This window comes from Peribacillus sp. NPDC097675, from assembly GCF_050277655.1.
Lineage (GTDB): Bacteria > Bacillota > Bacilli > Bacillales > DSM-1321 > Peribacillus.
Map to the genome: position 1 here is coordinate 196204 of NZ_JBNNSK010000005.1, position 20344 is coordinate 216547.

The window sequence follows — 20344 nt, forward strand, 5'->3', positions numbered from 1 at the left end:
TTTTCCTATTCAACGTTAGGCCTATTTACTATGGATTTTCTCCCAGTTTTCAATGTTTTGTTTCACGAGTTCATCCCATGTCAGTTTACCGGTGACATATTTTTGGACACTCGCGCCAAGATCGTCATTCCATCCGACCGGATATCCATTGAATACCCAACCAATCGTGTTGCCATCTTTGGAATATTTATAGATTTCCTTCGAAAGCGGATCGGCAATTTTTTCTACGTCATACCCTTCATAGGCTGGAATGAATTTAAAGTCTTCTAACACCGCTTTTTTGCCTGTATCGGAAGTATACATCCAGTCCAGGAATTTCTTCGCTTCTTCTTGGACTTTCTCATCCGATTTTTTATTCACTGCCCAATAGTTCGGTACCCCAACAGGCATGGCCGCTGTATCCCCATTTGGAATCGGGATAATGCCAATTCCGTTTTCCGCTAGTTCGGGATCCATGTCATACACTGTGTTATACACCCAGTTTCCTTGTTGGATGATGGCCACTTTTTCTAGGGAAAACAGCTCTTCTACTTGTTGAGAGTAATCAAGACTTGCTGTCGGTTGAACCGAATACTTGTTTTGAATATCCACTAGTTGTTTGAACTTTTCCCCATCCGTGAATTTGATTGTTTCCGACTTACTAGCCGTTAATACATTGCCGTCAAATTCCGGTGCTAAAAAGACATTGGATAAATGATTTCCTGTCACCCATTTCTCTTTAACCGGATAAGCAAAAACTGCGTCGATTTTCAATTTCCCTTTTTGTGAATCCAGTTTCTTCACGGCTGCCTCCAGAGCTGTATAACTTGTTAGTTCCTCCGGATTGATCCCGGCTTCTTTAAATATACGTTTGTTATAAATCAGTCCGTACCCTTCCTGATTGAATGGGAGCCCTAGAATTTGCCCGTCCTCTTCTACACCATCCAATGTCCCATCAAGTGCAGCCGCTGCAGCTTTTGTATCCTTCAAATCTGCTAATCTATCTTTATATTGCTTCACATCTATTGGTCCGCCAATGTTAAACACGGCTGGTTCCTCACCAGAAGCAAACTTCGCAGTAATGGCCGATTTATAGTCATTTCCACCGCCCACTGTCGATACCTTGATCTTGACATTGGGATTCTCTTTTTCATATTCCTTTGCCAGTGTCTCAAATTGCGGCTTGAATTCTACTTTAAATTGGAAAATGTCCAATGTCACTTTATCCTTATCTTTAGAATCACTGTCTCCCCCTGTAGAAGAAGAGCACCCAGCCAAGACCACGCTAAATATCAATAAAATTGAAAAAATTCCCCCGTACCATTTTTTACGCTTCATGCCTATCAACTCTCCCTTTTCCGTAAGTTCCTATACAATTTAAGAAAACGTTTGCATAAAGTGATAAAATTAGACATCTTGCAATCTGCCATTTCACTAATCTACTAAATGATTCATCACCACCTTACAATGCACAAATGTAATCGGTTACAACTATATTTCTTATGTTACCACTTAATGCCATTACTTACAATTAAATGTATTTACTGACAATTACTTAATCTTCTTTGCCTAATATATATGACTCAATACCCAGTGAATATTCCTTCCCCTGGTTTAAATAAATTGAAACGGATATCGGTCTTGAATAGTACATACCCCGTTTCGACAATCCATGAAAATGTTTGCCTTAAACTATAGCCCTCAAGAGATATTTCGAGAACATTCGATATGATTTCCACATTTCACATAGAAACTTCATTCACATGAGTGAAGACGGGAAACCAAAATGGCTTCCCCCTTCACTTATTTCAATACCATTTTCACATTGGAAGACCCATACTCATCCTTCAATTCATAGTATTTATCGCTTGCTTCTCCAAATTCCTCGAATACGCCGCTATTAATCAATTCATCCGTTTCCTTATTCACTATGCTGTACTTGATATTGCTCTTCCCGAACTTTCTGTCATCCACTTTTAAAAGGATCATGCAAACACCTCCATATTTAATGGGTGCATTTCTCATGATGTTTGGACTCTTACTTACATAATATAACAATCATATCGCAATTTACAGATTTTTTTGTCAATTAAAGGAAAATAAAAAAAGCCTAGTTAGGCTTTTTTAAATGTTCTACTCGAAGTGATACAAAAAGGGGCCATAATGGGCCCTTATATGAGGTTATGATTTCGAAATATCCACGAACCCTTCTCCAAATACATCACGAACATCATGTATTGCGATAAACGCAGAGCTATCCGTAGACTCAACTATTCTCTTCAACTTAACTACCTCTTGTTTACTAATGACGATATAGAGAATCTCTTTAGCATCTTTGGTATAGTATCCATGTCCACTAAAAACAGTAACCCCTCTATCCATTTTAACCGTCACTTGTTTGGCGATAAGATCAGCCTCTTTCGAAATGATGGTGATCGCCTTTTTCGGATTAACACCCTCAATGATGAATTCCATTACTTTCGTTCCAATATAAAGCATGAGGATGGTAAGCATGAGACCTTCTGCTCCAATGATGAAGTAAGATGAGACCGCCACGATTACATCGAAGAACAACAATCCGTAACTCAAGCTCCACCCTAAATATTTATTTGTCATTCGAGCTAGAATCGTAGACCCTGCAGTCGTGCCCCCCACCCGGATGATTAAACCGATTCCTACACCTGCAAACACACCGCCAAAAATGGCATTGATAATTATTTCATCCGAAGCAATATTCCAATTCTCCGTTAAATGAAGGAAAAGAGAATGGAAAGTAACGGCAACAATCGTATAAATCGTTGTAATCCTTGATAAAAATTTATACCCGACAATCAGAAGAAATGCATTCATAATGAAACTTACCAAACCCGGTGACCAATGGAATAAATAAAATAAAATGATGGTAATCCCCGTTACTCCACCTTCACCGAGGTCATTGGGAATCACGAACAGATTGATTGATAACGCAAAAATGAACGCACCTATTATGATAATGAGAACGTCTAAAGAAGTCTTTTTCATAAGTAACTTGCCCGCCTTTATCTAAACAATTTCCTTGCTATATAGTAACACGGAAAATCAAGATTCTTTCATCGATTTTCTTATTCTAGTAAAATAATTTCTCTAGTAAATTCAAAACGATAAAAGGCCACCTTATTCCCCGCTGAAGCTGGAATAAGGTGGCCTTTATACACTGTCCTCTTTTATAGAAGAATTTTACCATCGGTAATGTTGACGACACGGTCACACAAATCTAACATTCTCTCATCATGTGTCACCATGATGGCAGCCTTGTTTCTTAACTTCACCTCGGTCGTAAGCATTTCTACAACCTCCCGTCCCCGCTTTGAATCAAGACTTGCAGTTGGTTCATCCGCTAAAATGATTTCTGGATTATTCATCAACGATCGTGCAATGGCTACGCGCTGACGCTCCCCGCCTGAAAGTTCTTCTGGCATATGGTTAGCCCGATGGCTAAGTCCAAGGTGACTGAGTAATTCATCAGCCTTTTTCACAGCTTTCTTGTCACGTTGACCAATCAATTCTGATATAAGCAGAAGCTGGTCACGTACGGTAAGGTATGGAACAAGATTGGATGATTGAAAAACAAAGCCAATTTTCTCAAGCCGTACACGTGCTAATTTCTTCCGAGAAAGTGATGTAATATCCTCATTATTTAAAAGCAATCTACCCTTACTTGGAGAAAGCAACGCCCCTGCGATAGAAAGAAAAGTACTTTTCCCTGAACCTGATGGACCAACAACGGCCACAAACTCCCCAGCTTTCACACGAAAGGAAATATCGTTAAGAGCCCTCACCATGTTCTCACCCTCACCATAAATCTTACTGACGTGATCAAATGATAGTTTATGATTCATCATGCTACCCTCCCAATCGCTTCAATGGCATCAATTTTTGACACTCGATATAGTGATAATAAGGAACCCAATACCGAAACAATCAATAAAAGGAGGGAATATTGAATGACCAATGAGGTACTTAACTCGAATGGCATTCCTTCAGGCATGATGAAAGTAACACCATATGTTAATGCAACACTGATCGCTATACATACCACAGCGAGAATGAACACTTGGCCCACGATACTTTTTGCAAGGTAGCCGTTACTCGCTCCAAGTGCTTTCATGACACCAAATTGATTCGTCTTCTGTAAAGTAATCACATAGAAGAAAACAGCAAGGACAAATGCAGCGATTACAAATAAAAACGCAATCATCATCGTCAAGGTACCTTGTTCTTCTTTAAATCCTGGGATACTCTGAAGCATCTCATCCTTCGTGATGAGTTCCACATCAGACACAGACTTCAACGTACCCTCTTCTCCTTGATCCATTTGAACCGCAATTGTGCTAATTGCGTCCGTGTTTTTCAACCGAGGATTAATCCCCTGCCATCCCTTAACATTCATGTATACAACAGGTGTATGGCTGTAGGATTGATTTTCGGTGAACCCTACGATGGTGAATCTGGTACCCGATGATTCATCTACTAACGTATCGCCTATCTTATAGCCTTCCTCTTTTAAGGAATCGTTGGCTACTATATCGCCTACCTTCTTATTATCATAACTTTTCCCTTCTATGATATTAGGTGCAAGGAACCCATTGGCATCCGTTGCAAAAATCGTGACGTCCGTCTTTTTAGATGTACCTTCTTTATTGAAGGTCGACATCATTTGACCCAAGGCCTCAGCTCCATCAACACCCGTCGAAGAACGGACCTCATTTAATGTATCCATCGGAAGGGTCGATCGATTTAGTTTTTGTTCCACGTCAGACTCCATCACAAAATGGTCAGCATCCATGCTTTGTATGGAGGAAGCATTTTCAGCTGAAAGACCATTGGCCAATCCAGAAATGATAAAGACCAGCCATGCGACCAAAATCATGATCAACCCGATCAGTAAGTAGCGCACCTTTGAATGTTTCAGCTCACGTATTGCTAAAAACATTTTTTCATCTCCCAATTCTTTTGTTACCGTTTGAACATCCAGTCTCTTATGTTCGTGTGGTATACATCGATTGTAATGAATCAATATGAATGGAAGATGAACAATAGATTACATAAGGGGCAAACGAACGAAGAAAGTAGTCCCTTTGCCTAGCTCACTCTGAACCACTATCGTTCCACCGTGAAGTTCCACCGTCTTTTTCGTAATGGAAAGACCTATGCCACTCCCGTTCTCACTGCGATTACGCATTTTATCAACTTTATAAAACCGTTCAAAAATATGAGGAAGCTCTTCATCCGACATTCCCATACCAGTGTCTTTAATCATCACTTCGGCCATGCGGCCAATTTTTTTGATACGAATCATGATTGAACTCCCACTTTCAGAGTACTTAATGCTATTCGTTATCAGGTTTGTCCATACTTGAATTAACAGCTTCTCGTCTGCAGAAATCACGGTGGATGGTAGATCCATTTCAATCACCATGTCTTTTTCCCGCCAACTCCATTCCAGCATGAACAGCACTTGTCTTATTTGCTGAGCTAGATCAAAGCTTGTACGCTGTAGGGGATCGTCTCCTTTATCCAATGAAGCGAGAATCAGAAGCTGCTTACTCATTGAGGACATACGCCGACTCTCTTTTTCAATAATGGACAGGTATTCCTTTCGTTTTTCCTTCGTCAATTCTTCCGATTGCAAAGTTTGGGAGAAACCTTGTATCGAGGCAAGCGGAGATTGAATTTCATGTGAAACATTTGAAACGAACTCCTGCCTCATGTCCTCCAATCGTTGGATACTCTGAGTCATTTTCGAAAAATGTTTCGCCAAATCCCCAATTTCATCACTACGGGTAACGTTCAAATCACCACTATAATCCCCATCAGCAATCCGTTTTGTCGCTTCCGTTAATTTGGTAATGGGCTTAACTAGAAAACGTGTGTTAAAAATGATGAAAAAGAAACTAAGTAAAATCATAAGAACGAGCAAAACGGCCAGGAAAAAGCGAATTTCCCCAAACTGCTTTTCAATATCAGGTCTAACGAACAAGGCGTATTTTTCGCCATCCACGTTCAGCGGGACCCCAATACTATTTTCTAATGCATCTTCAAAAAAGCCGGTAATGAACAACCCGTTATTATAGGTTTCGATCCCCTCATAGACTTTCCCGTTCAAGACATCAGAAATCGTATCGGCATCCAAATCCGTTTGATGAAACGATTTGCCATAAGAAGTAGCCTTACCCTGTTCATTGATTAAGTACAGCTGGTAATGCAATCCTGATACATGGTTTAAATAAGCATCAATATCCTGATCAGGATTTTCCTCATACAAAGAAACGATCTCCCTTGCGACCTTGCTGATTTTCTCTCCATTGTAGGGTTTAAGAACTTGATGGTAGTACACATTAGAAAGTAAAAAAGCAATGACACTGGCAAGCACCATGATTAAGATCGTTTGGACAACGATTCGAAAATAGAGTGTTTTCACTATTTTTTGACCCCCAGCTTGTATCCCAATCCTCTGACAGTCGTGATGACAAAATCATCCGTACGTCCTGTGAATCGTTCACGTAACCGTTTGATATGAACATCCACCGTCCGGTCATCCCCTTCAAAATCTGCTCCCCACACAAGTTCGATAAGTTGCTCCCGCGTAAAAACCTGATCGGGGAAACTCCCTAATTGAGCGAGCAGTTCAAATTCCTTAAGAGGAAGAAGCAACGTATTCCCCTGAATTCGGACTTCATAACTTTTTCTGTCGATGATGGTTTTATTTAATGTTATTAACTCAGCATTCACCATACGGTACCTACGCAAGAGGGCTTTGATTCTAAATAAAAGCTCTCGTGGCTCAAAGGGTTTAACGAGATAATCATCCGTCCCGGCATAGTATCCTTTTTCTTTATCTATAAGCTGGTCTTTAGCCGTAAGCAGAATAACGGGCAAATCATATTGATGGCGTATTTCCTTACAAAGATCCAGTCCATTTTTATAAGGCATCATGATATCTACGACAGCCAGATGAATTCGTTCTTTCTCTAATAATGATGAAGCCTCATTCCCATCCTTCGCTTCGAACACCATGTATCCTTCTTTTTCCAAGTGGAATTTCAGTAACTCTCGAATATGTCGATCATCATCTGCAATTAATATATGTATCAAAGAAACCACATCTCCGCTTCAAATTATTACTATCCCTACAATAGCAATATTCGAGCTCCTAAAACAACTCAAGCCATTTGAAATAAAACAGGTAGATGGTTTTTATTCCTTCTTCTACATCTATTTCAACTAACTATGAAATAGCAAAATAGCCTACTGAAGCAAAAAAAAAACTTGAAGACTACGTTCACGTCAAACACATATAAACCTAGACTATTTACTCTTCTAGAGAAGTTGCAATTTGAATATTATAATAATAAATCAAATATGTTTTAAATCCAGGATTCTTGTGTTAGGTAAAAAGTTATTTAAAAAACCTCAAAAGGCTTAGAGCCAATCGAGGTCGATATAGTTTCAGGATTAAATTGACGAATTGCCATACTCTTCTTTAATTGCTTTATCTGCACAATAACTATGGAATCTCGTCATTAATTCATCAATTTCTTCTTTTCTTGTGATTTTCTCTAGCCATTCTTTAGGAATCTGATCCATTTTATAGTACATGCCTGCCATTGTTCCTGTAATAGCGCCTACAGTATCGGTATCATCCCCAAGGTTCACTGCTTTTAAAACAGCTTCGCTAAATGAATCTGAATTTCCTAAGCACCATATTGCTGCTTCTAACGTATGAACGACATAACCATCTGACAAAATATCTTCTTGTGGTAATGAAAAAAAATCTTCCTCAAAAATTCTTGAATAGGCTTGTAGCTCTTTTTGGTATATATGATTTTTATCAATATTCTTTTCAAAAAGATTTTTTATTTGTCCTATTGATTCTTCAAGAGAATTATTATAATAAAGTCTAAGTAGAAATTCTACATAAATGACGGAACCTACCACAGAGCGTGGATGGGCATGAGTAACTTCCGTATATTTTTTAATAATCTCGATTTTTTCTATGAAATCAAAGTTATTAAAAAGGATAAATGCCAATGGAGCGATTCTCATTAATGCCCCATTTCCATTATCAAACATGCCATTTCCTCCACATTCTTGCGCCGGTATTCCTTTTTTGAACTTGGCAATGGCGTCACTAGTCGTTATGCCAATATCGAACATTTCATGGTGAGGTGTCCAATATCCAGATTCCATATACTGAACGAATTTTTGCATTAATTCCTCTTGACCGCTATTTTCAATCATACTTTCGATTAAGCATAAAGTTAATGACGTATCGTCTGACCAGGTGCCTGGAGGTTGATTATAGGTTCCATATCCCGTTACACCATTAATAGTAAATGTACCTCTTTTTTTAAATTCGACCGGTACACCCAGCATGTCTCCAACAATACCACCATACAAACTAGGCAACATTCTTTTTTTAATAGCTAAACTCAAAAAAATCTTGTTATCGTCTTCCCATCTGTCTTTCATCCTTCTACCTGCCATGCATTCCACCTACTTTTTAATTAATTCTAGTACAAGATGTAATTTACCATACACATCTTCATTGGCCTCTTTGATTAGTAATTCTTGACCAGCATTAAGAAGTAATTCTGCCTCATCAGGAAATTCACTAACTTTCCAAACATAAGCAGCGTTTGCACCTTTCGGAATATTTATCGTCCAAGAAACCTGCTTATAATCAAAAGAAGACTCTTTTACTAGTGCAGTACTCACAAATGCTTCATCTTTAAAAGTCTTTCCTATTAATGATCCCAAATCTATATTACCAGTGTCGTCTACTTTTAAAATACTTTCAAATGGCTCATAGCCAGTTCCTCTAAAGACTTGCATATCATGTGGAACAGATGCTTTATTTAGACCACTTTTAATATCATCAATAATATTTATATTAACTCCATATAAAGAGTCTTCAATTCCTCGCAAGTATTTATTAATATATTCATAATCATTTCCAGTATATCGGTTAATTGATGTCCTTTCGTTATCAGTCAGGGAATTCAACCACTTAGTATAGTGTTTTTCTCCCCATTCATGAGCTTCTGATAAATTATTGATTTTCGGAGTAGCACCACTAGCTCCATCTCTTATGCTTATCTTCTGCGCTAGATTCTTTATCGTCGTCTTATCAACCGAGATATGTTTATAAGTATTTCCAGTCGTATCGGCTACTGTCCTAACCTTAACTCCGGTTGGCACTTCCACTTTCCCAAGGGCCATGCCCATATCCTTGATTGATTCTTGGGCTTTCTGGACTTTATTATGTATATATTCTTTGCTGTAGGGGATGAATTTTGTCCCGTTTGCCATTTTATCTGCGACCTTGGCTGCGCCTGCTATACCGGTTATGCCAAGGGCTGTCATCAGGCTGGTTTGGCGCTGTTCTTCTGTGAGTTCGTTTCCGAACATGTCCTTGCCGGTGACGGCTTCGCCGAGTCCGTTGGCGGCGGATAGTCCATAGAGGCCAGCTTCGGTTTGCTTGAGGATGTCCATGGCTTTTGTCGATTTATAGGCATCCAACAAATGGTCCGCAGCGTTGAGTCCCTTCACGGTTTTGTAAACGGCATTTCCGCCTTTGGCAGCCCGCCCTGCCCAACCGACGACCGGAATGAATCCGGCTGCGGCCATCGCAGCCGCAGCGATTCGTTCGGCCTTTGAAAGTTTGCGGCCCGTGACGGGATCGACGCCCGTTGTGGCTCTTAGGAAATCATAATACCCCGTCATTTCTCCTGCAAGTGTTTTAGTTATATCCAAGGTTTTTTCTAAAGCTGACCGATTTTCTAGTTCTTCCATTTCCTTTTCAAGTTTCCGGGCTTCTGCCTCTTGTTTCTTGAATTCCCGGTAGCCTTTCATGTTCGCGGCCACTTCGTCCTTCACTTGATAGGCAGCACTCGCTTGAAAGGCGCTTTGGTTGAAGTTCATCGGGGAAATGGTACCGTTCTGACTGGTGGCTTCAAGGAGAGCCTGCACAAGGCCTATGGCCACTTTTTCCTGCCCCTCGCTCACTTCATATTCCTCGACCAGCTTGCTGTCTACTTCCTTCACTTTGTTGATGGTCGTATTCTTTTCCTTTTCGGCCTTTTCCATTTTCTCATGGAAATCTCCTTGGTCGAATACCTGTAGTGAGAGAATATCATCAATGTTGTGGAAAATCCTCTGAAGATCGTTCGCCTGCTGGTTCACCATCGATTTGGCGTTGGAGAGACCGTGGGTCACTTCCCCCTCTAAAAAGGGCACCTCGACCACGGTCTCACCGGATATGTCCGCTTCTTCCAATATCGCAGGAACGCCTTTTAGAAAGCTGATCTGGGTCGTGAATAGTTCAATCCAGGCATTCGCCACGGTGACCTGCGCCCGGTAAAAGTTCTTGATGGCCGTCGCCCCGGCTCCGGCCAATTCTTCATCGAGGTCGACGATTCCCTGGAATTCCTTTTTCAGCGTTTCTACCTGCCCCTTGAGTTCCTCATATTGCTTGGCCCGTGACTTCACGGCCGACTTCAAAGGCTTGGCTTCGTAAATGGTCATAACGGCTGATACCCCTGTGCAGTATGGGTGATGGCTTCATCCTGCTCTTTCAGTAAATCCACGTTCGCCTGGGTGTCTTCCAGATTCTTTTTGACGATCGTCAGGTATTGGTTGAAGGTCTTTTCCAGATTGGTTTCCCGTTCTTCCCATTTCGATGTGAAGTTCAGATCATTATTGCCGAGCTGGTCGGCCGGCAGTGCCCCGATTGTCGTCCCATCTACGGCTGTTTTCACCTGGCTTACTTGCTTTGTTACGGCGGAATGATTCAGTTTAATTGTCGTCATTTAAAACACCAACTTCTTTAAATCGGATACTTCTACATGTATCCTTATGTTCTAATCGGGTATTCCTCCCATTCATACTATGCATTTCACTAAAGAACGTAGAGAGAGCGTCACTCCGTCCTTGTACATATTCCAAAAGAATCACCTCATAATAATTTCTCGAATATGCAAATGTCATATTTTACATATTTTACATTATAAGGATTAAAGTCCGAGAGATAAATAGGGATAAATACGCTACTTTAGTAGTTTTTTAGGTATTTCCTCACGGTAAATTTGATATAGAATTAACCCTTTTTACCTCCATTTTTTAAAACAAAAAGAGGATGCAAATTGCATCCTCTCGAATTCTCATCTTATATCCTTTTTGAAATGTAAATGGGGCATTCTCTGTTTTTTGCCTTTTTTATGTTTAGGGTTCGGTTTTTTCTCTTGTACTTTCGCTTGGTCATAGACCGCTGTCCCCACTATTCGTGCTACATCTTGAAGTTTTTCTTTTGAGATTTTATCAATCGTATCATCCGGGGAATGATACCAAGGCTCTGATGGATTGTGTATGAACAAGGCCGCAGGGATGCCTGCTTCAGAGAAGGATACATGGTCACTTCGACCTCCCTCTCCATAAGGGGTAGCTACACCGTTCAATCTCTTACTCGATGCCTGTGAAAGATCCGTTACTAGATTCGGTTCACCATCATTCGTCAAGAGGACCAATTCCCCGGCATCTTTACTACCGACCATATCCAAGTTGAAGTTGGCAATGCTCCTATTGATTTCATCTTCTGATAGATTGTCCACATAATGCTGCGAACCCAGCAATCCATTTTCCTCTGCTCCAAAGGTGATGAAGCGAATTTCCGTGTCTGTTGGCATATCCTTCAGCACACGGGCAAGCTCAAGCGTGACGGAAGTTCCTGACGCATCATCATTCGCTCCTGGTGCCCCAGCTACTGAATCATGATGTCCGGTTACATATATGATGTCACTCTTCTTCGCCTTTATATTCTTGGTTGCTTTTTTCGTTGCCACTACATTATAGGAAGTTTTTTCTCCCGAAGAAGCACCCTCGATTTTCAAGGAGGCCTTCACTTTTTCCCCATTTTTCAGTTTTGCAACGACTGCTTCCCCTGCTTCTTTCGTGATTGTGACAGCTGGTGCGTATTGATCATTCACTCCTCCAAGGGTGCCGTTTAAATCTCCCACTGCATTATTGTAAATGATGACTCCCACAGCTCCTTTTTGAGCTGCATTCACTACTTTTTCAGCAAAAGAAAGGTTTCCACGTTGTATGAGTGCAATCTTTCCAGCAACATTGGCTTGTTCAAGCTCCTCCAACGTTCCTATTCCAGCGTATACCACATCACCTGAAACGTCTCCATTTACGGAATAGGTTAAATGTTTTGGCTGAACTTTCCCATCATATCCGTCGAAAGCCAGTTCCACCTTGTTAGGGTCGGTATAGGATAAGAATTGAAACTCTTCAATTTCCGCTTTGTATCCATAAGATTTGAATTGTTTTTTAATGAACTGGACGGCTTTATATTCTGACTCCGTGCCGGCCACCCGAGGTGATTGCGAGAGGTATGCAATATTATTGTAGATTTTGTCGACATTGATCCTTTTAACGATTTGCTTGTCAGAAGATGGCGCTTTTTCACTCGGAGATGAATGAGCAGGCGCTGCTAACACGGGGCTACTACTAACACCTCCTAATGCTAATGTAGTAGCTATTGTAAGAGATAAAAATGGTTTTTTCATAGATTCCCTCCTGAATTTAATAGATTATCAAAGTCTATTGTATAATAATCAGAAAATTATAATTAGATAAATTAATCCTAATTATTCCAAATCTTCACTAGTCTAAATTACCTTTTCTACATTTTTTAGAAGTTCATGGTGAGGTACGCCGATGTTTTTTGTCGTAATTTTTAAAATTTATCTTGAAAACATACAGGAATTCACATGTTTTTCGGGAAAGTAGTACAAAGAGAATAAGACTTTATTCAGGGAAGAAGGGGCGAGGATGTCCATTACTAAATTTGTGATGCCTGAAGTGATTTTTGGAAAAGGTTCGATAGAGCAAGCCGGGGAGTCATGCCTACGTTTAGGAGCAAAAAAGGTGCTGATTGTTAGTGACTCGGGTGTAGCCAATGCGGGCTGGCTGGATATCGTAATAAAATCCTGTCAAGAGGTGGGGCTTGCTTATGCTACCTATATCGACGCCACGACGAATCCCAAAGATCGTGAAATAGAAGCCGGATGTTCGATTTTTCTTGACCATGAGTGTGATGCCATCATTGGGGTTGGAGGGGGAAGCGCACTGGATGTCGCCAAAGGAATTGCATTATTGGCATCGAATGGCGGAATCATCAGTGATTATGAAGGCGTCGACAAAGTACATTCCCCTCTTCCACCCATGGTCATGATCATGACTACTGCTGGATCGGGATCGGAAGTTTCTCAGTTTTCAGTGATTGTCGATTCGTTCCGCGAGAAAAAGATGACGATCATTTCAAAGTCACTTGTTCCCGATATTGCAATTGTCGACCCGTCTACATTAACAACATTGGATCCAGATATGACTGCGGCAACGGGAATGGACGTCCTGACTCATGCTATTGAATCCTATGTTTCTATCGCAGCCACACCACTCACCGATGTTCAAGCACAAAATGCCCTTTCCACCGTCTCCAGATATCTACGTCCATCCGTTGCTTCCAAGCACAATGAAGAAGCAAAAGAAGCGATGGCAATGGCTAGCCTGCAAGCCGGACTTGCCTTTTCCAATGCCATTTTAGGAGCTGCTCATGCGATTTCCCATGCCATTGGCGGCAAATATCTGCTCCCACATGGTGAAATCAATGCAATCCTCCTTCCACATGTCATGGATTTCAATCGGATTGCTTCCCCCAGGCGATTCAGCCAAATGGCAGATATCATGGGGATTGATACAAGGACTCTGTCAGAACTCCAAGCCGGCACAGCTGCCATATCCTTTGTAAGGGAGTTATCACAAGATATAGGCGCACCTAGAAATTTAGGTGACGTCGGTATTACACCTGACATGATAGAAACTATTGGAATGACTGCAATTGATGATGCCTGCATGATCACAAATCCTCGTGATATGTCCCTAGAACAGATTAAGCAATTGCTCCTTACAGCCCTATAGGAGGTGCCATCATGAACAAGAATGAAATGATAGATTTAATGACAGGTGTGAAATCTTCGAAAAAGACATATTACACGGAACTAAAGAAAACCGTCGATCAGTTAAAAAAGAAAAATCTACAACTGGAAATCATGAATGATATTACCAAAACCATGAATATAGACATGGACATTCAGGAGATTTTGCAACTTGTAATCGAAAAACTCAAACGACTGATATCATTTGATGACAGTCATTTTGTTGTTTTATATGAAGAAGAACCAACCCTGCTCCATATGTGCCCAACTGGCCGATGCGAAATGGAAGTGGTATCAAGAAGCCAATTTCCCTTAAAGGACATTCATCTTCTCCAGGTGGAAGACAACATACTTCCACCCTACCTAAAAAAGGAAAGACTGCTGTCGCTTCAGATTAAAACGCTCTTATTTGTTCCTTTGTGCGGAAAGAGTAAAGAAATCGGGATTTTAATCTTCGGTAGGAAGAATAACAAAGAATGGCTTGAAGAGGAGTTGGACTTTCTAGTGCAATTATCCAAACAGCTAGCACTAACGTTCGAGAATGCTCAGCTCTATAAGGAACTGCTTCATTCCAAGCAGGAATGGGAGGATACCTTCAAAGCGGTAGAAGATATGATCATCGTCTTTGATCGTGAGGGTCGAGTCCACAAATCCAATGACGCAGCCAAGGATTTTTTTGATTTAATTGCTTTGATGGAAGCCTCACAAGTTCTCATACAAGAAACCTTTTCACTAGATAAGCCGAGGTTTCAGGAAATTCACCTTCAGCATGGTGCCATTATGGAAATGCACGCTTACCCCATACTGAATAAGGAACGGCAAGTATACGGAGTCATTTCTTATTATAAAAACGTCACTGAAAGGAGGAAAATGGAGGCCCAACTACTGCATGCCGACAAGCTGGGAGCCATCGGCGAAATGGCGGCCGGAGTAGCCCATGAATTAAATAGTCCATTAACAGCCATCCTTGGAAATTCTCAGCTTTTATTGAGAGATACTCTTCCCGAACACCCTGATTATGGCCTTTTAACCGATATTCAAAATTGTGGAGACCGGTGCAGGCAAATTATTAAAAGCCTGCTTACCTTTTCACGGCAGGATGAATACAAGTTCCACTATTACTCCATTAATGAAGCAATCCATCAAGTTATGAACCTGTTGAAATTCCAACTCGAGAAGAAACAAATTTCCATTCACCTCTCGTTGCAGGAGGGTCTCCCCCATCTCATGGGAAGCCAACAACAAATTGAACAGATTATCATCAACTTGTTATTGAATGCCAAAGATGCCTTGGACGACAATAAAGGTGCAGCTAACAAATTAATAACCATCCATACTTATTTAGAGGAGAACTATATGGTGGTTCAGGTGGCTGATAATGGAACGGGAATGGAAACCGAGCGCCTCCCTCTCATTTTCCATCCTTTTCATACAACAAAAGACCGAGATAAAGGAACAGGATTGGGGTTGTCCGTTAGTCTTGGGATTGCGAAAGACCATGGAGGGAAAATTGACGTATGGAGTACTCCTGGACAAGGAAGCACATTTTTCCTAAAGCTTCCCTTGCCGACAGATACTGAGAGGAGATTATAGCATGTTTCATTTACTCGTTGTGGACGATGAGAAAGAAGTTGGTACTTTTTTATCCCGCCTTTTTACGATGAAAGGATACACGGTACACGTCGTAAACAGTGGAAAGGACTTTCATGCAATCGATTTTGACCAGCAACATTATGATGCGGCCATGATTGATTTAAAGCTTCCGGATTGTGACGGCCTATCCCTCTTGCAGCATCTCAAGTTAAAACAACCTCGTTGCAAGGCACTCATCATGACAGGTTACAGCACAGTCAAGACGGCTGTACGTGCAATGAAACTTGGGGCAAGCGATTATATGGAAAAACCCTTTGTTGACATTGATATATTGGAAAGGCAGCTCGACAACCTCTTGAACGAGAACACAGATTCAAATCAGCACTTCATTCAGAAACTGGCCCAGGACTCCGGTCTCATCGCAGGAGAAAGCTTATTAATGAAAGAACTGACTGAAGTGGCCTTCAAAGTCGCACAGAAACCGGTTAATGTCTTAATCGAAGGGGAAACGGGAACTGGTAAAGAGGTACTCTCCCGCTTCATTCACTCAGCAAGCCCACGTAACCACGAGCCATTTATCGCGATTAATTGTGGAGCGATTTCAGAATCCCTGCTTGAAAGCGAACTATTTGGCCATGAAAAAGGAGCCTTCACCGGTGCCACTCAAATGCGAAAAGGATTCTTTGAAATAGCTGGGAACGGAACCCTCTTCCTTGATGAAATTGCGGATGCCAGCCCGGCTATCCAAGTCAAGCTATTGCGGGTGTTGGAAACAAGGGAGTTTATGCGAGTCGGAAGCAGCGGGACATTACGGACAAACGCCCGATTGGTGGCCGCCACTAATGAAAACCTTCAGCAGGCAGTAGAGAATAATAGATTTCGGGAAGATCTATTTTATCGCCTGACTGTTGTCACTCTTGAAGTCCCGGCCTTACGTGATAGAAAAGAGGATATTCCCCTTCTCGTTGAACATTTGGTTGAAAGAAACGGTCAGCCGGCTATTACCTTTTCTCAAGGCGCCATCGAAAAATTACAGCTATACGACTGGCCCGGGAATATCCGTGAGCTATCTAATGTCATCACGAGAACCCTTACCCTCGCAGATCATGAACAGGAAATTACAGCAGAGGATATTGTTCTGCCTACCCAAGTTAATTCATCCAAGAAGCCAACACCAATGGAACATTCCTTACCTGAAAACCATCTTGAAGAATGGCGGAAGAAGCTGATAGCAGAATTCAACGAAAATGATGAACTGACGCTTGAAAATATTCTCTTGGAAATTAAGCAGCTCGAAACCACCATTGGAAAAGAACTCGTCCTGCAAACCCTGCAAAAAACGTATGGAAACCGGAATGAGGCAGCCAAGCGTCTGCAGATTTCCATGAGGAAATTACGTTATATCCTAAACGAAAAGAGTCATAGTTGACATTAAGTTTGAACAAGGGTGCCCCATTAATAGGACACCCTTCCTTAATATCTATTCTAATGTTAAAACGATGCGGCCGTTAATTTCACCCTTTTCCATCATTTTAAACACATCATTGATCTCATCAAGCGGTCTTGTTTCAATATTCGTCCGCACTTTACCATCTGCCGCAAATTGAAGCGATTCTTGTAAATCTTTTCTAGTACCAACAATTGACCCTCTAACCGTTACACCATTTAATACCGTATCAAAAATCGGAATTGGAAGTTCGTCATTCGGTAATCCGACTACAACGAGTGTCCCACCTCTTTTGACAGAACTGTAAGCCTGTTCAAAAGCCTTTTTCGTAACGGCAACCGAAATAGCTGCTTGTACTCCACCAACCTTATCCTTAATCGCTTGAACGGGATCGCCCTTCAAGCCATTCACCGTATAATCTGCTCCTAGTTCTTTTGCCAGCTCAAGCTTATCGTCTTGAATATCGACGGCAATTACATTAAAGCCCATCGCTTTCGCATATTGAAGCGCGACATGCCCAAGACCCCCAATTCCATAGATGGCCACCCAATCACCCGGTTTTGCTTCTGACACTTTTAGAGCTTTATATGTCGTCACACCTGCACAGAATATAGGGGATACTTCCGCAAAGTCCAGCCCCTCTGGAACCTTGACGACATACTTTGCCGGTGCCTTACAATACTCTGCATACCCACCATCAACTGAATACCCTGCATTTAATTGGTCCAAGCAGAGGGTTTCTCGGCCGGTCAAACAGTATTCACACTCGCCGCAAGCCGAATAAAGCCAAGGAATTCCGACTCGGTCACCCACTTTCAAGGTTGTAACACCTTCTGCTACCTTCTCGATAATACCTACCCCTTCATGTCCTGGAATAAGTGGTAGCTTCGGTTTCACTGGCCAGTCACCATGTGCGGCATGAAAATCTGTATGACATACGCCACAAGCTTTAATTTTAACTAAAATCTCACCATATTCTAATTCCGGAATGGGCACATCTTTAATCTCCAGCTCTTGATTAAATTCATTGACGACCGCTGCCTTCATTGTTTTAACATCCTTCAAAGTTTTAGTTGCCACTGTATTTGTCCCCTGGTTTTCATTCATGATTAATTTTCCTCCCTCAGCTAAATGTTTTATCACTTTCACTTATATATAATGCAAGTGCCATGCCAAGATTAAAAATGGATTAAATTAAGGTAAGAAATAAAAACGGGCCGAAAATACGGCCCATTTTGACAGAAAGACGGCTGAATTTTGACGTAATCCGGTTCGTATATTGCTGGAAAAATGGTTAACCCTATATAGAGGAGGTGTACAATGGACACATTTGAAGAAGCGTATGAATCCTATAAACAACAAGCCACACCACAAGCTAACAAACAAATTGGAAACGATAAAGAGGAAATTGTCGCCGTAAGGAAAAACGACGAAGACAATATTATCGCCATAAAGACAAGTACAGGGAGAGAACTTGATTATCCAACAGCACTTTCGGAAGCAAAAGCCGGGGCACTCGCCAATGTTGACGTCTTTCATAAATATGGTCGGGATATATTGCGAAGCGAGCCGGATGGCATAAAGGAAAATAACCTGGATGAACTGCCGGATTTTTGACGTCCATGAAATCTATATATATAAAAGAAGAACCTGCATAACGACGGGTTCTTCTTTAACTGCATGGAACTGCCTTCGCAAATATTCTAGTGAGTAGGTAGAGCATTATCCTATCGAACTAGTACCTTTCATAATGATAGGTTTCGGAAATTTCCAATAATTTACCACAAGTTTGGACCACTTCTATGATTTCAATCCAAGACATATCCAACCCGAGTTCATTGGCATGCGAAATCTTATCCCGTAACTTCCGAATGGCATTGGCATCTTTCTTCCCCTTACTCTTTGAAGGAATTTGAAAAAATGTTCTCAATTCTTTATCCTTGAGAATAATGTCAAATTTATCACTAATTTGCAGACATTCAATTAAGTTAATTTCCTCATTTTTCTCCACTCTTCTCTCATATAATTGTCTTGCTTTATGAAGACGATCGTCGCTGATCATCGGGTACCAGTTTGTCCCCCCAAATCGATGCAAGATAATATCACTAAGTCTCATTTCCAAAAGAGTGATATAACCAAATATCAACATTCTGATCGGTGGTTTTTGGAGGTCAGCATGCGTGATCAACTTTTTTATCGAATTATTCTCCAGCACAAATACCCGTGTCTTCTTCTTGAAAATATGTAATAGTTGAATCAAAGGCGTTGAATCTGATACAAGCTCCCTTGGAGAAAAAACCTTCATGTATTCCGAAATTCCCCCTTCACCAAGTTCATGTCTATCGATGTACCCAACGATCTCCCCCTCATCTTCTACCGCCAATGTATCAAAATGCTTTTCTACCATTTTATTTTTGATGGGAAGCGCCAGTTCATCTTTGTTGCAGAATTCCAATTCTTGAGCGATGCTCTTGACCGTTATATTTTCCTCGTACAGATTTTTGAGACTGTGATAACTACTATCGTTATGTGTAAACTTTACATTGAACATGAATGACCCTCCATCGTTGCATATATCCCTAATTTGCCTAATTCATCACTTGTATGAATAGTACCATTCTTTCACCACGTTAAAGCTAATCATCCTCCCTTTATCCTGAATATCCCACATTACGCATACCTTTTGAAATTGACGGAACTAGCCTTTATACGATACTATTAAACTTCGGACAAAAGCCTAAACGTGGTTCGTAACCATCCCACGATAAAAAACTAGGGAGAGAGAAAAAATGAATATTCGTACCCTTGCGATAAATGGTCTTTTAGCAGCCATATATATCGCTGTCTCATTCGTGTTTCAACCGATTATGTTTGGGGTGCTCCAATTTCGCATACCCGAAATGTTAAACCATCTTATTATCTTTAATAAAAAATATATATACGGCATAGTCGTCGGCGTGTTCATATCGAACTTGTTCTTTTCACAGCTAGGGGCATATGATTTAATTTTCGGGGTCGGACAATCTCTAATAGCCTTATTGCTTGTCATCTTTTCTTCCCGTTTCATAACGGGCATTAAGGGTCGAATGGCCATGACCATCTTCGTATTCACGTTAACGATGTTCCTGATAGCCATGGAATTGAATATAGTCTTAGGTGTACCATTCTTATGGACCTGGGCAATTACAGCTACCGGAGAGTTCCTCGTCCTACTGGTCGGTGCACCCATCATTTATATAATGAATAAAAGAATTCATTTTGGAAAGCTGCTTTGAAATCCCTGCAT

General features: G+C 41.0%; 18 protein-coding genes and 1 riboswitch. Of the genes, 5 read left to right on the plus strand and 13 right to left on the minus strand.

The annotated features are described in order from the left end of the window. Positions 1-21 precede the first annotated feature (21 nt). The 11 genes from ACQKL5_RS09795 to ACQKL5_RS09845 all read right to left on the minus strand — a co-directional run bounded on the left by ACQKL5_RS09795 (position 22) and on the right by ACQKL5_RS09845 (position 12587). On the minus strand, positions 22-1317 hold the full coding sequence (locus ACQKL5_RS09795; RefSeq protein WP_427608342.1) for an ABC transporter substrate-binding protein: 1296 nt from the start codon (positions 1315-1317) through the stop codon (positions 22-24). Positions 1318-1782: 465 nt separating this feature from the next. Next, positions 1783-1968: a hypothetical protein gene (locus ACQKL5_RS09800; protein WP_427608344.1), complete on the minus strand. Its 186-nt coding sequence runs from the start codon at positions 1966-1968 to the stop codon at positions 1783-1785. A 192-nt stretch (positions 1969-2160) separates the two neighbouring features. Next, entirely contained in the window at positions 2161-3000 is an 840-nt protein-coding gene (locus ACQKL5_RS09805; RefSeq protein WP_427608346.1) for a YitT family protein, read from the minus strand. A 182-nt stretch (positions 3001-3182) separates the two neighbouring features. Next, positions 3183-3860 carry an ABC transporter ATP-binding protein gene (locus tag ACQKL5_RS09810; RefSeq protein ID WP_427608348.1) on the minus strand — a complete coding sequence of 226 codons (678 nt, stop codon included), beginning with the start codon at positions 3858-3860 and terminating at the stop codon, positions 3183-3185. After that, positions 3857-4951 (minus strand): ABC transporter permease, encoded by a 1095-nt coding sequence (locus ACQKL5_RS09815; protein ID WP_427608350.1) that lies wholly within the window; start codon positions 4949-4951, stop codon positions 3857-3859. Before ACQKL5_RS09815 ends, ACQKL5_RS09810 begins: the two co-directional genes overlap by 4 nt. A 108-nt stretch (positions 4952-5059) precedes the next feature. After that, positions 5060-6439, minus strand: coding sequence for a sensor histidine kinase (locus ACQKL5_RS09820; RefSeq protein ID WP_427608351.1), 1380 nt, complete (start codon positions 6437-6439; stop codon positions 5060-5062). Next, positions 6439-7113: a response regulator transcription factor gene (locus ACQKL5_RS09825; protein ID WP_427608353.1), complete on the minus strand. Its 675-nt coding sequence runs from the start codon at positions 7111-7113 to the stop codon at positions 6439-6441. The genes ACQKL5_RS09820 and ACQKL5_RS09825 overlap by 1 nt, the downstream gene beginning before the upstream one ends. A 360-nt stretch (positions 7114-7473) precedes the next feature. Continuing rightward, positions 7474-8505 carry an ADP-ribosylglycohydrolase family protein gene (locus tag ACQKL5_RS09830; protein ID WP_427608355.1) on the minus strand — a complete coding sequence of 344 codons (1032 nt, stop codon included), beginning with the start codon at positions 8503-8505 and terminating at the stop codon, positions 7474-7476. 9 nt (positions 8506-8514) lie between these two features. Then, positions 8515-10545 (minus strand): ADP-ribosyltransferase, encoded by a 2031-nt coding sequence (locus ACQKL5_RS09835; RefSeq protein WP_427608357.1) that lies wholly within the window; start codon positions 10543-10545, stop codon positions 8515-8517. After that, positions 10542-10829, minus strand: coding sequence for a YwqI/YxiC family protein (locus ACQKL5_RS09840; protein WP_427608359.1), 288 nt, complete (start codon positions 10827-10829; stop codon positions 10542-10544). Before ACQKL5_RS09840 ends, ACQKL5_RS09835 begins: the two co-directional genes overlap by 4 nt. A gap of 351 nt (positions 10830-11180) precedes the next feature. Then, on the minus strand, positions 11181-12587 hold the full coding sequence (locus ACQKL5_RS09845) for a M20/M25/M40 family metallo-hydrolase (protein ID WP_427608361.1): 1407 nt from the start codon (positions 12585-12587) through the stop codon (positions 11181-11183). A 265-nt stretch (positions 12588-12852) separates the two neighbouring features. On the opposite strand from ACQKL5_RS09845, the gene ACQKL5_RS09850 reads away from it, so the two are divergent. The 3 genes from ACQKL5_RS09850 to ACQKL5_RS09860 are packed head-to-tail and all read left to right on the plus strand — an operon-like array spanning position 12853 to position 17040. Next, positions 12853-14001 carry an iron-containing alcohol dehydrogenase gene (locus tag ACQKL5_RS09850; RefSeq protein WP_427608362.1) on the plus strand — a complete coding sequence of 383 codons (1149 nt, stop codon included), beginning with the start codon at positions 12853-12855 and terminating at the stop codon, positions 13999-14001. Positions 14002-14012: 11 nt separating this feature from the next. Then, complete coding sequence (locus ACQKL5_RS09855; protein ID WP_427608365.1) at positions 14013-15611, plus strand: GAF domain-containing sensor histidine kinase; 1599 nt, start codon at positions 14013-14015, stop codon at positions 15609-15611. 1 nt (position 15612) lies between these two features. Beyond that, positions 15613-17040: a sigma-54-dependent transcriptional regulator gene (locus ACQKL5_RS09860; RefSeq protein ID WP_427608367.1), complete on the plus strand. Its 1428-nt coding sequence runs from the start codon at positions 15613-15615 to the stop codon at positions 17038-17040. A 51-nt stretch (positions 17041-17091) separates the two neighbouring features. On the opposite strand, the gene adhP is transcribed toward ACQKL5_RS09860, so the two are convergent. Then, positions 17092-18105 carry an alcohol dehydrogenase AdhP gene (gene adhP / locus ACQKL5_RS09865; RefSeq protein ID WP_427608491.1) on the minus strand — a complete coding sequence of 338 codons (1014 nt, stop codon included), beginning with the start codon at positions 18103-18105 and terminating at the stop codon, positions 17092-17094. A gap of 273 nt (positions 18106-18378) precedes the next feature. Between adhP and ACQKL5_RS09870 the strand changes: the two genes are divergently transcribed. Continuing rightward, entirely contained in the window at positions 18379-18675 is a 297-nt protein-coding gene (locus tag ACQKL5_RS09870) for a DUF3892 domain-containing protein (RefSeq protein ID WP_427608369.1), read from the plus strand. 118 nt (positions 18676-18793) lie between these two features. Here ACQKL5_RS09870 and ACQKL5_RS09875 read toward each other — a convergent pair whose 3' ends face one another. After that, on the minus strand, positions 18794-19609 hold the full coding sequence (locus ACQKL5_RS09875; protein WP_427608371.1) for a hypothetical protein: 816 nt from the start codon (positions 19607-19609) through the stop codon (positions 18794-18796). Positions 19610-19795: 186 nt separating this feature from the next. Continuing rightward, a riboswitch (PreQ1 riboswitch) is annotated at positions 19796-19840 on the plus strand. A gap of 7 nt (positions 19841-19847) precedes the next feature. Between ACQKL5_RS09875 and ACQKL5_RS09880 the strand changes: the two genes are divergently transcribed. Beyond that, positions 19848-20333 (plus strand): QueT transporter family protein, encoded by a 486-nt coding sequence (locus tag ACQKL5_RS09880; protein WP_427608373.1) that lies wholly within the window; start codon positions 19848-19850, stop codon positions 20331-20333. Positions 20334-20344: the final 11 nt, after the last annotated feature.

Excerpts from the sequence above, each read along its gene's own strand:
- ACQKL5_RS09795 (WP_427608342.1), bottom strand. The coding sequence starts at position 1,317 with ATGAAGCGTAAAAAATGGTACGGGGGAATTTTTTCAATTTTATTGATA.
- ACQKL5_RS09800 (WP_427608344.1), bottom strand. The coding sequence starts at position 1,968 with ATGATCCTTTTAAAAGTGGATGACAGAAAGTTCGGGAAGAGCAATATC.
- ACQKL5_RS09805 (WP_427608346.1), bottom strand. The coding sequence starts at position 3,000 with ATGAAAAAGACTTCTTTAGACGTTCTCATTATCATAATAGGTGCGTTC.
- ACQKL5_RS09810 (WP_427608348.1), bottom strand. The coding sequence starts at position 3,860 with ATGATGAATCATAAACTATCATTTGATCACGTCAGTAAGATTTATGGT.
- ACQKL5_RS09815 (WP_427608350.1), bottom strand. The coding sequence starts at position 4,951 with ATGTTTTTAGCAATACGTGAGCTGAAACATTCAAAGGTGCGCTACTTA.
- ACQKL5_RS09830 (WP_427608355.1), bottom strand. The coding sequence starts at position 8,505 with ATGGCAGGTAGAAGGATGAAAGACAGATGGGAAGACGATAACAAGATT.
- ACQKL5_RS09835 (WP_427608357.1), bottom strand. The coding sequence starts at position 10,545 with ATGACCATTTACGAAGCCAAGCCTTTGAAGTCGGCCGTGAAGTCACGG.
- ACQKL5_RS09840 (WP_427608359.1), bottom strand. The coding sequence starts at position 10,829 with ATGACGACAATTAAACTGAATCATTCCGCCGTAACAAAGCAAGTAAGC.
- ACQKL5_RS09845 (WP_427608361.1), bottom strand. The coding sequence starts at position 12,587 with ATGAAAAAACCATTTTTATCTCTTACAATAGCTACTACATTAGCATTA.
- ACQKL5_RS09850 (WP_427608362.1), top strand. The coding sequence starts at position 12,853 with ATGTCCATTACTAAATTTGTGATGCCTGAAGTGATTTTTGGAAAAGGT.
- ACQKL5_RS09855 (WP_427608365.1), top strand. The coding sequence starts at position 14,013 with ATGAACAAGAATGAAATGATAGATTTAATGACAGGTGTGAAATCTTCG.
- ACQKL5_RS09860 (WP_427608367.1), top strand. The coding sequence starts at position 15,613 with ATGTTTCATTTACTCGTTGTGGACGATGAGAAAGAAGTTGGTACTTTT.
- adhP (WP_427608491.1), bottom strand. The coding sequence starts at position 18,105 with ATGAAGGCAGCGGTCGTCAATGAATTTAATCAAGAGCTGGAGATTAAA.
- ACQKL5_RS09870 (WP_427608369.1), top strand. The coding sequence starts at position 18,379 with ATGGACACATTTGAAGAAGCGTATGAATCCTATAAACAACAAGCCACA.
- ACQKL5_RS09875 (WP_427608371.1), bottom strand. The coding sequence starts at position 19,609 with ATGTTCAATGTAAAGTTTACACATAACGATAGTAGTTATCACAGTCTC.
- ACQKL5_RS09880 (WP_427608373.1), top strand. The coding sequence starts at position 19,848 with ATGAATATTCGTACCCTTGCGATAAATGGTCTTTTAGCAGCCATATAT.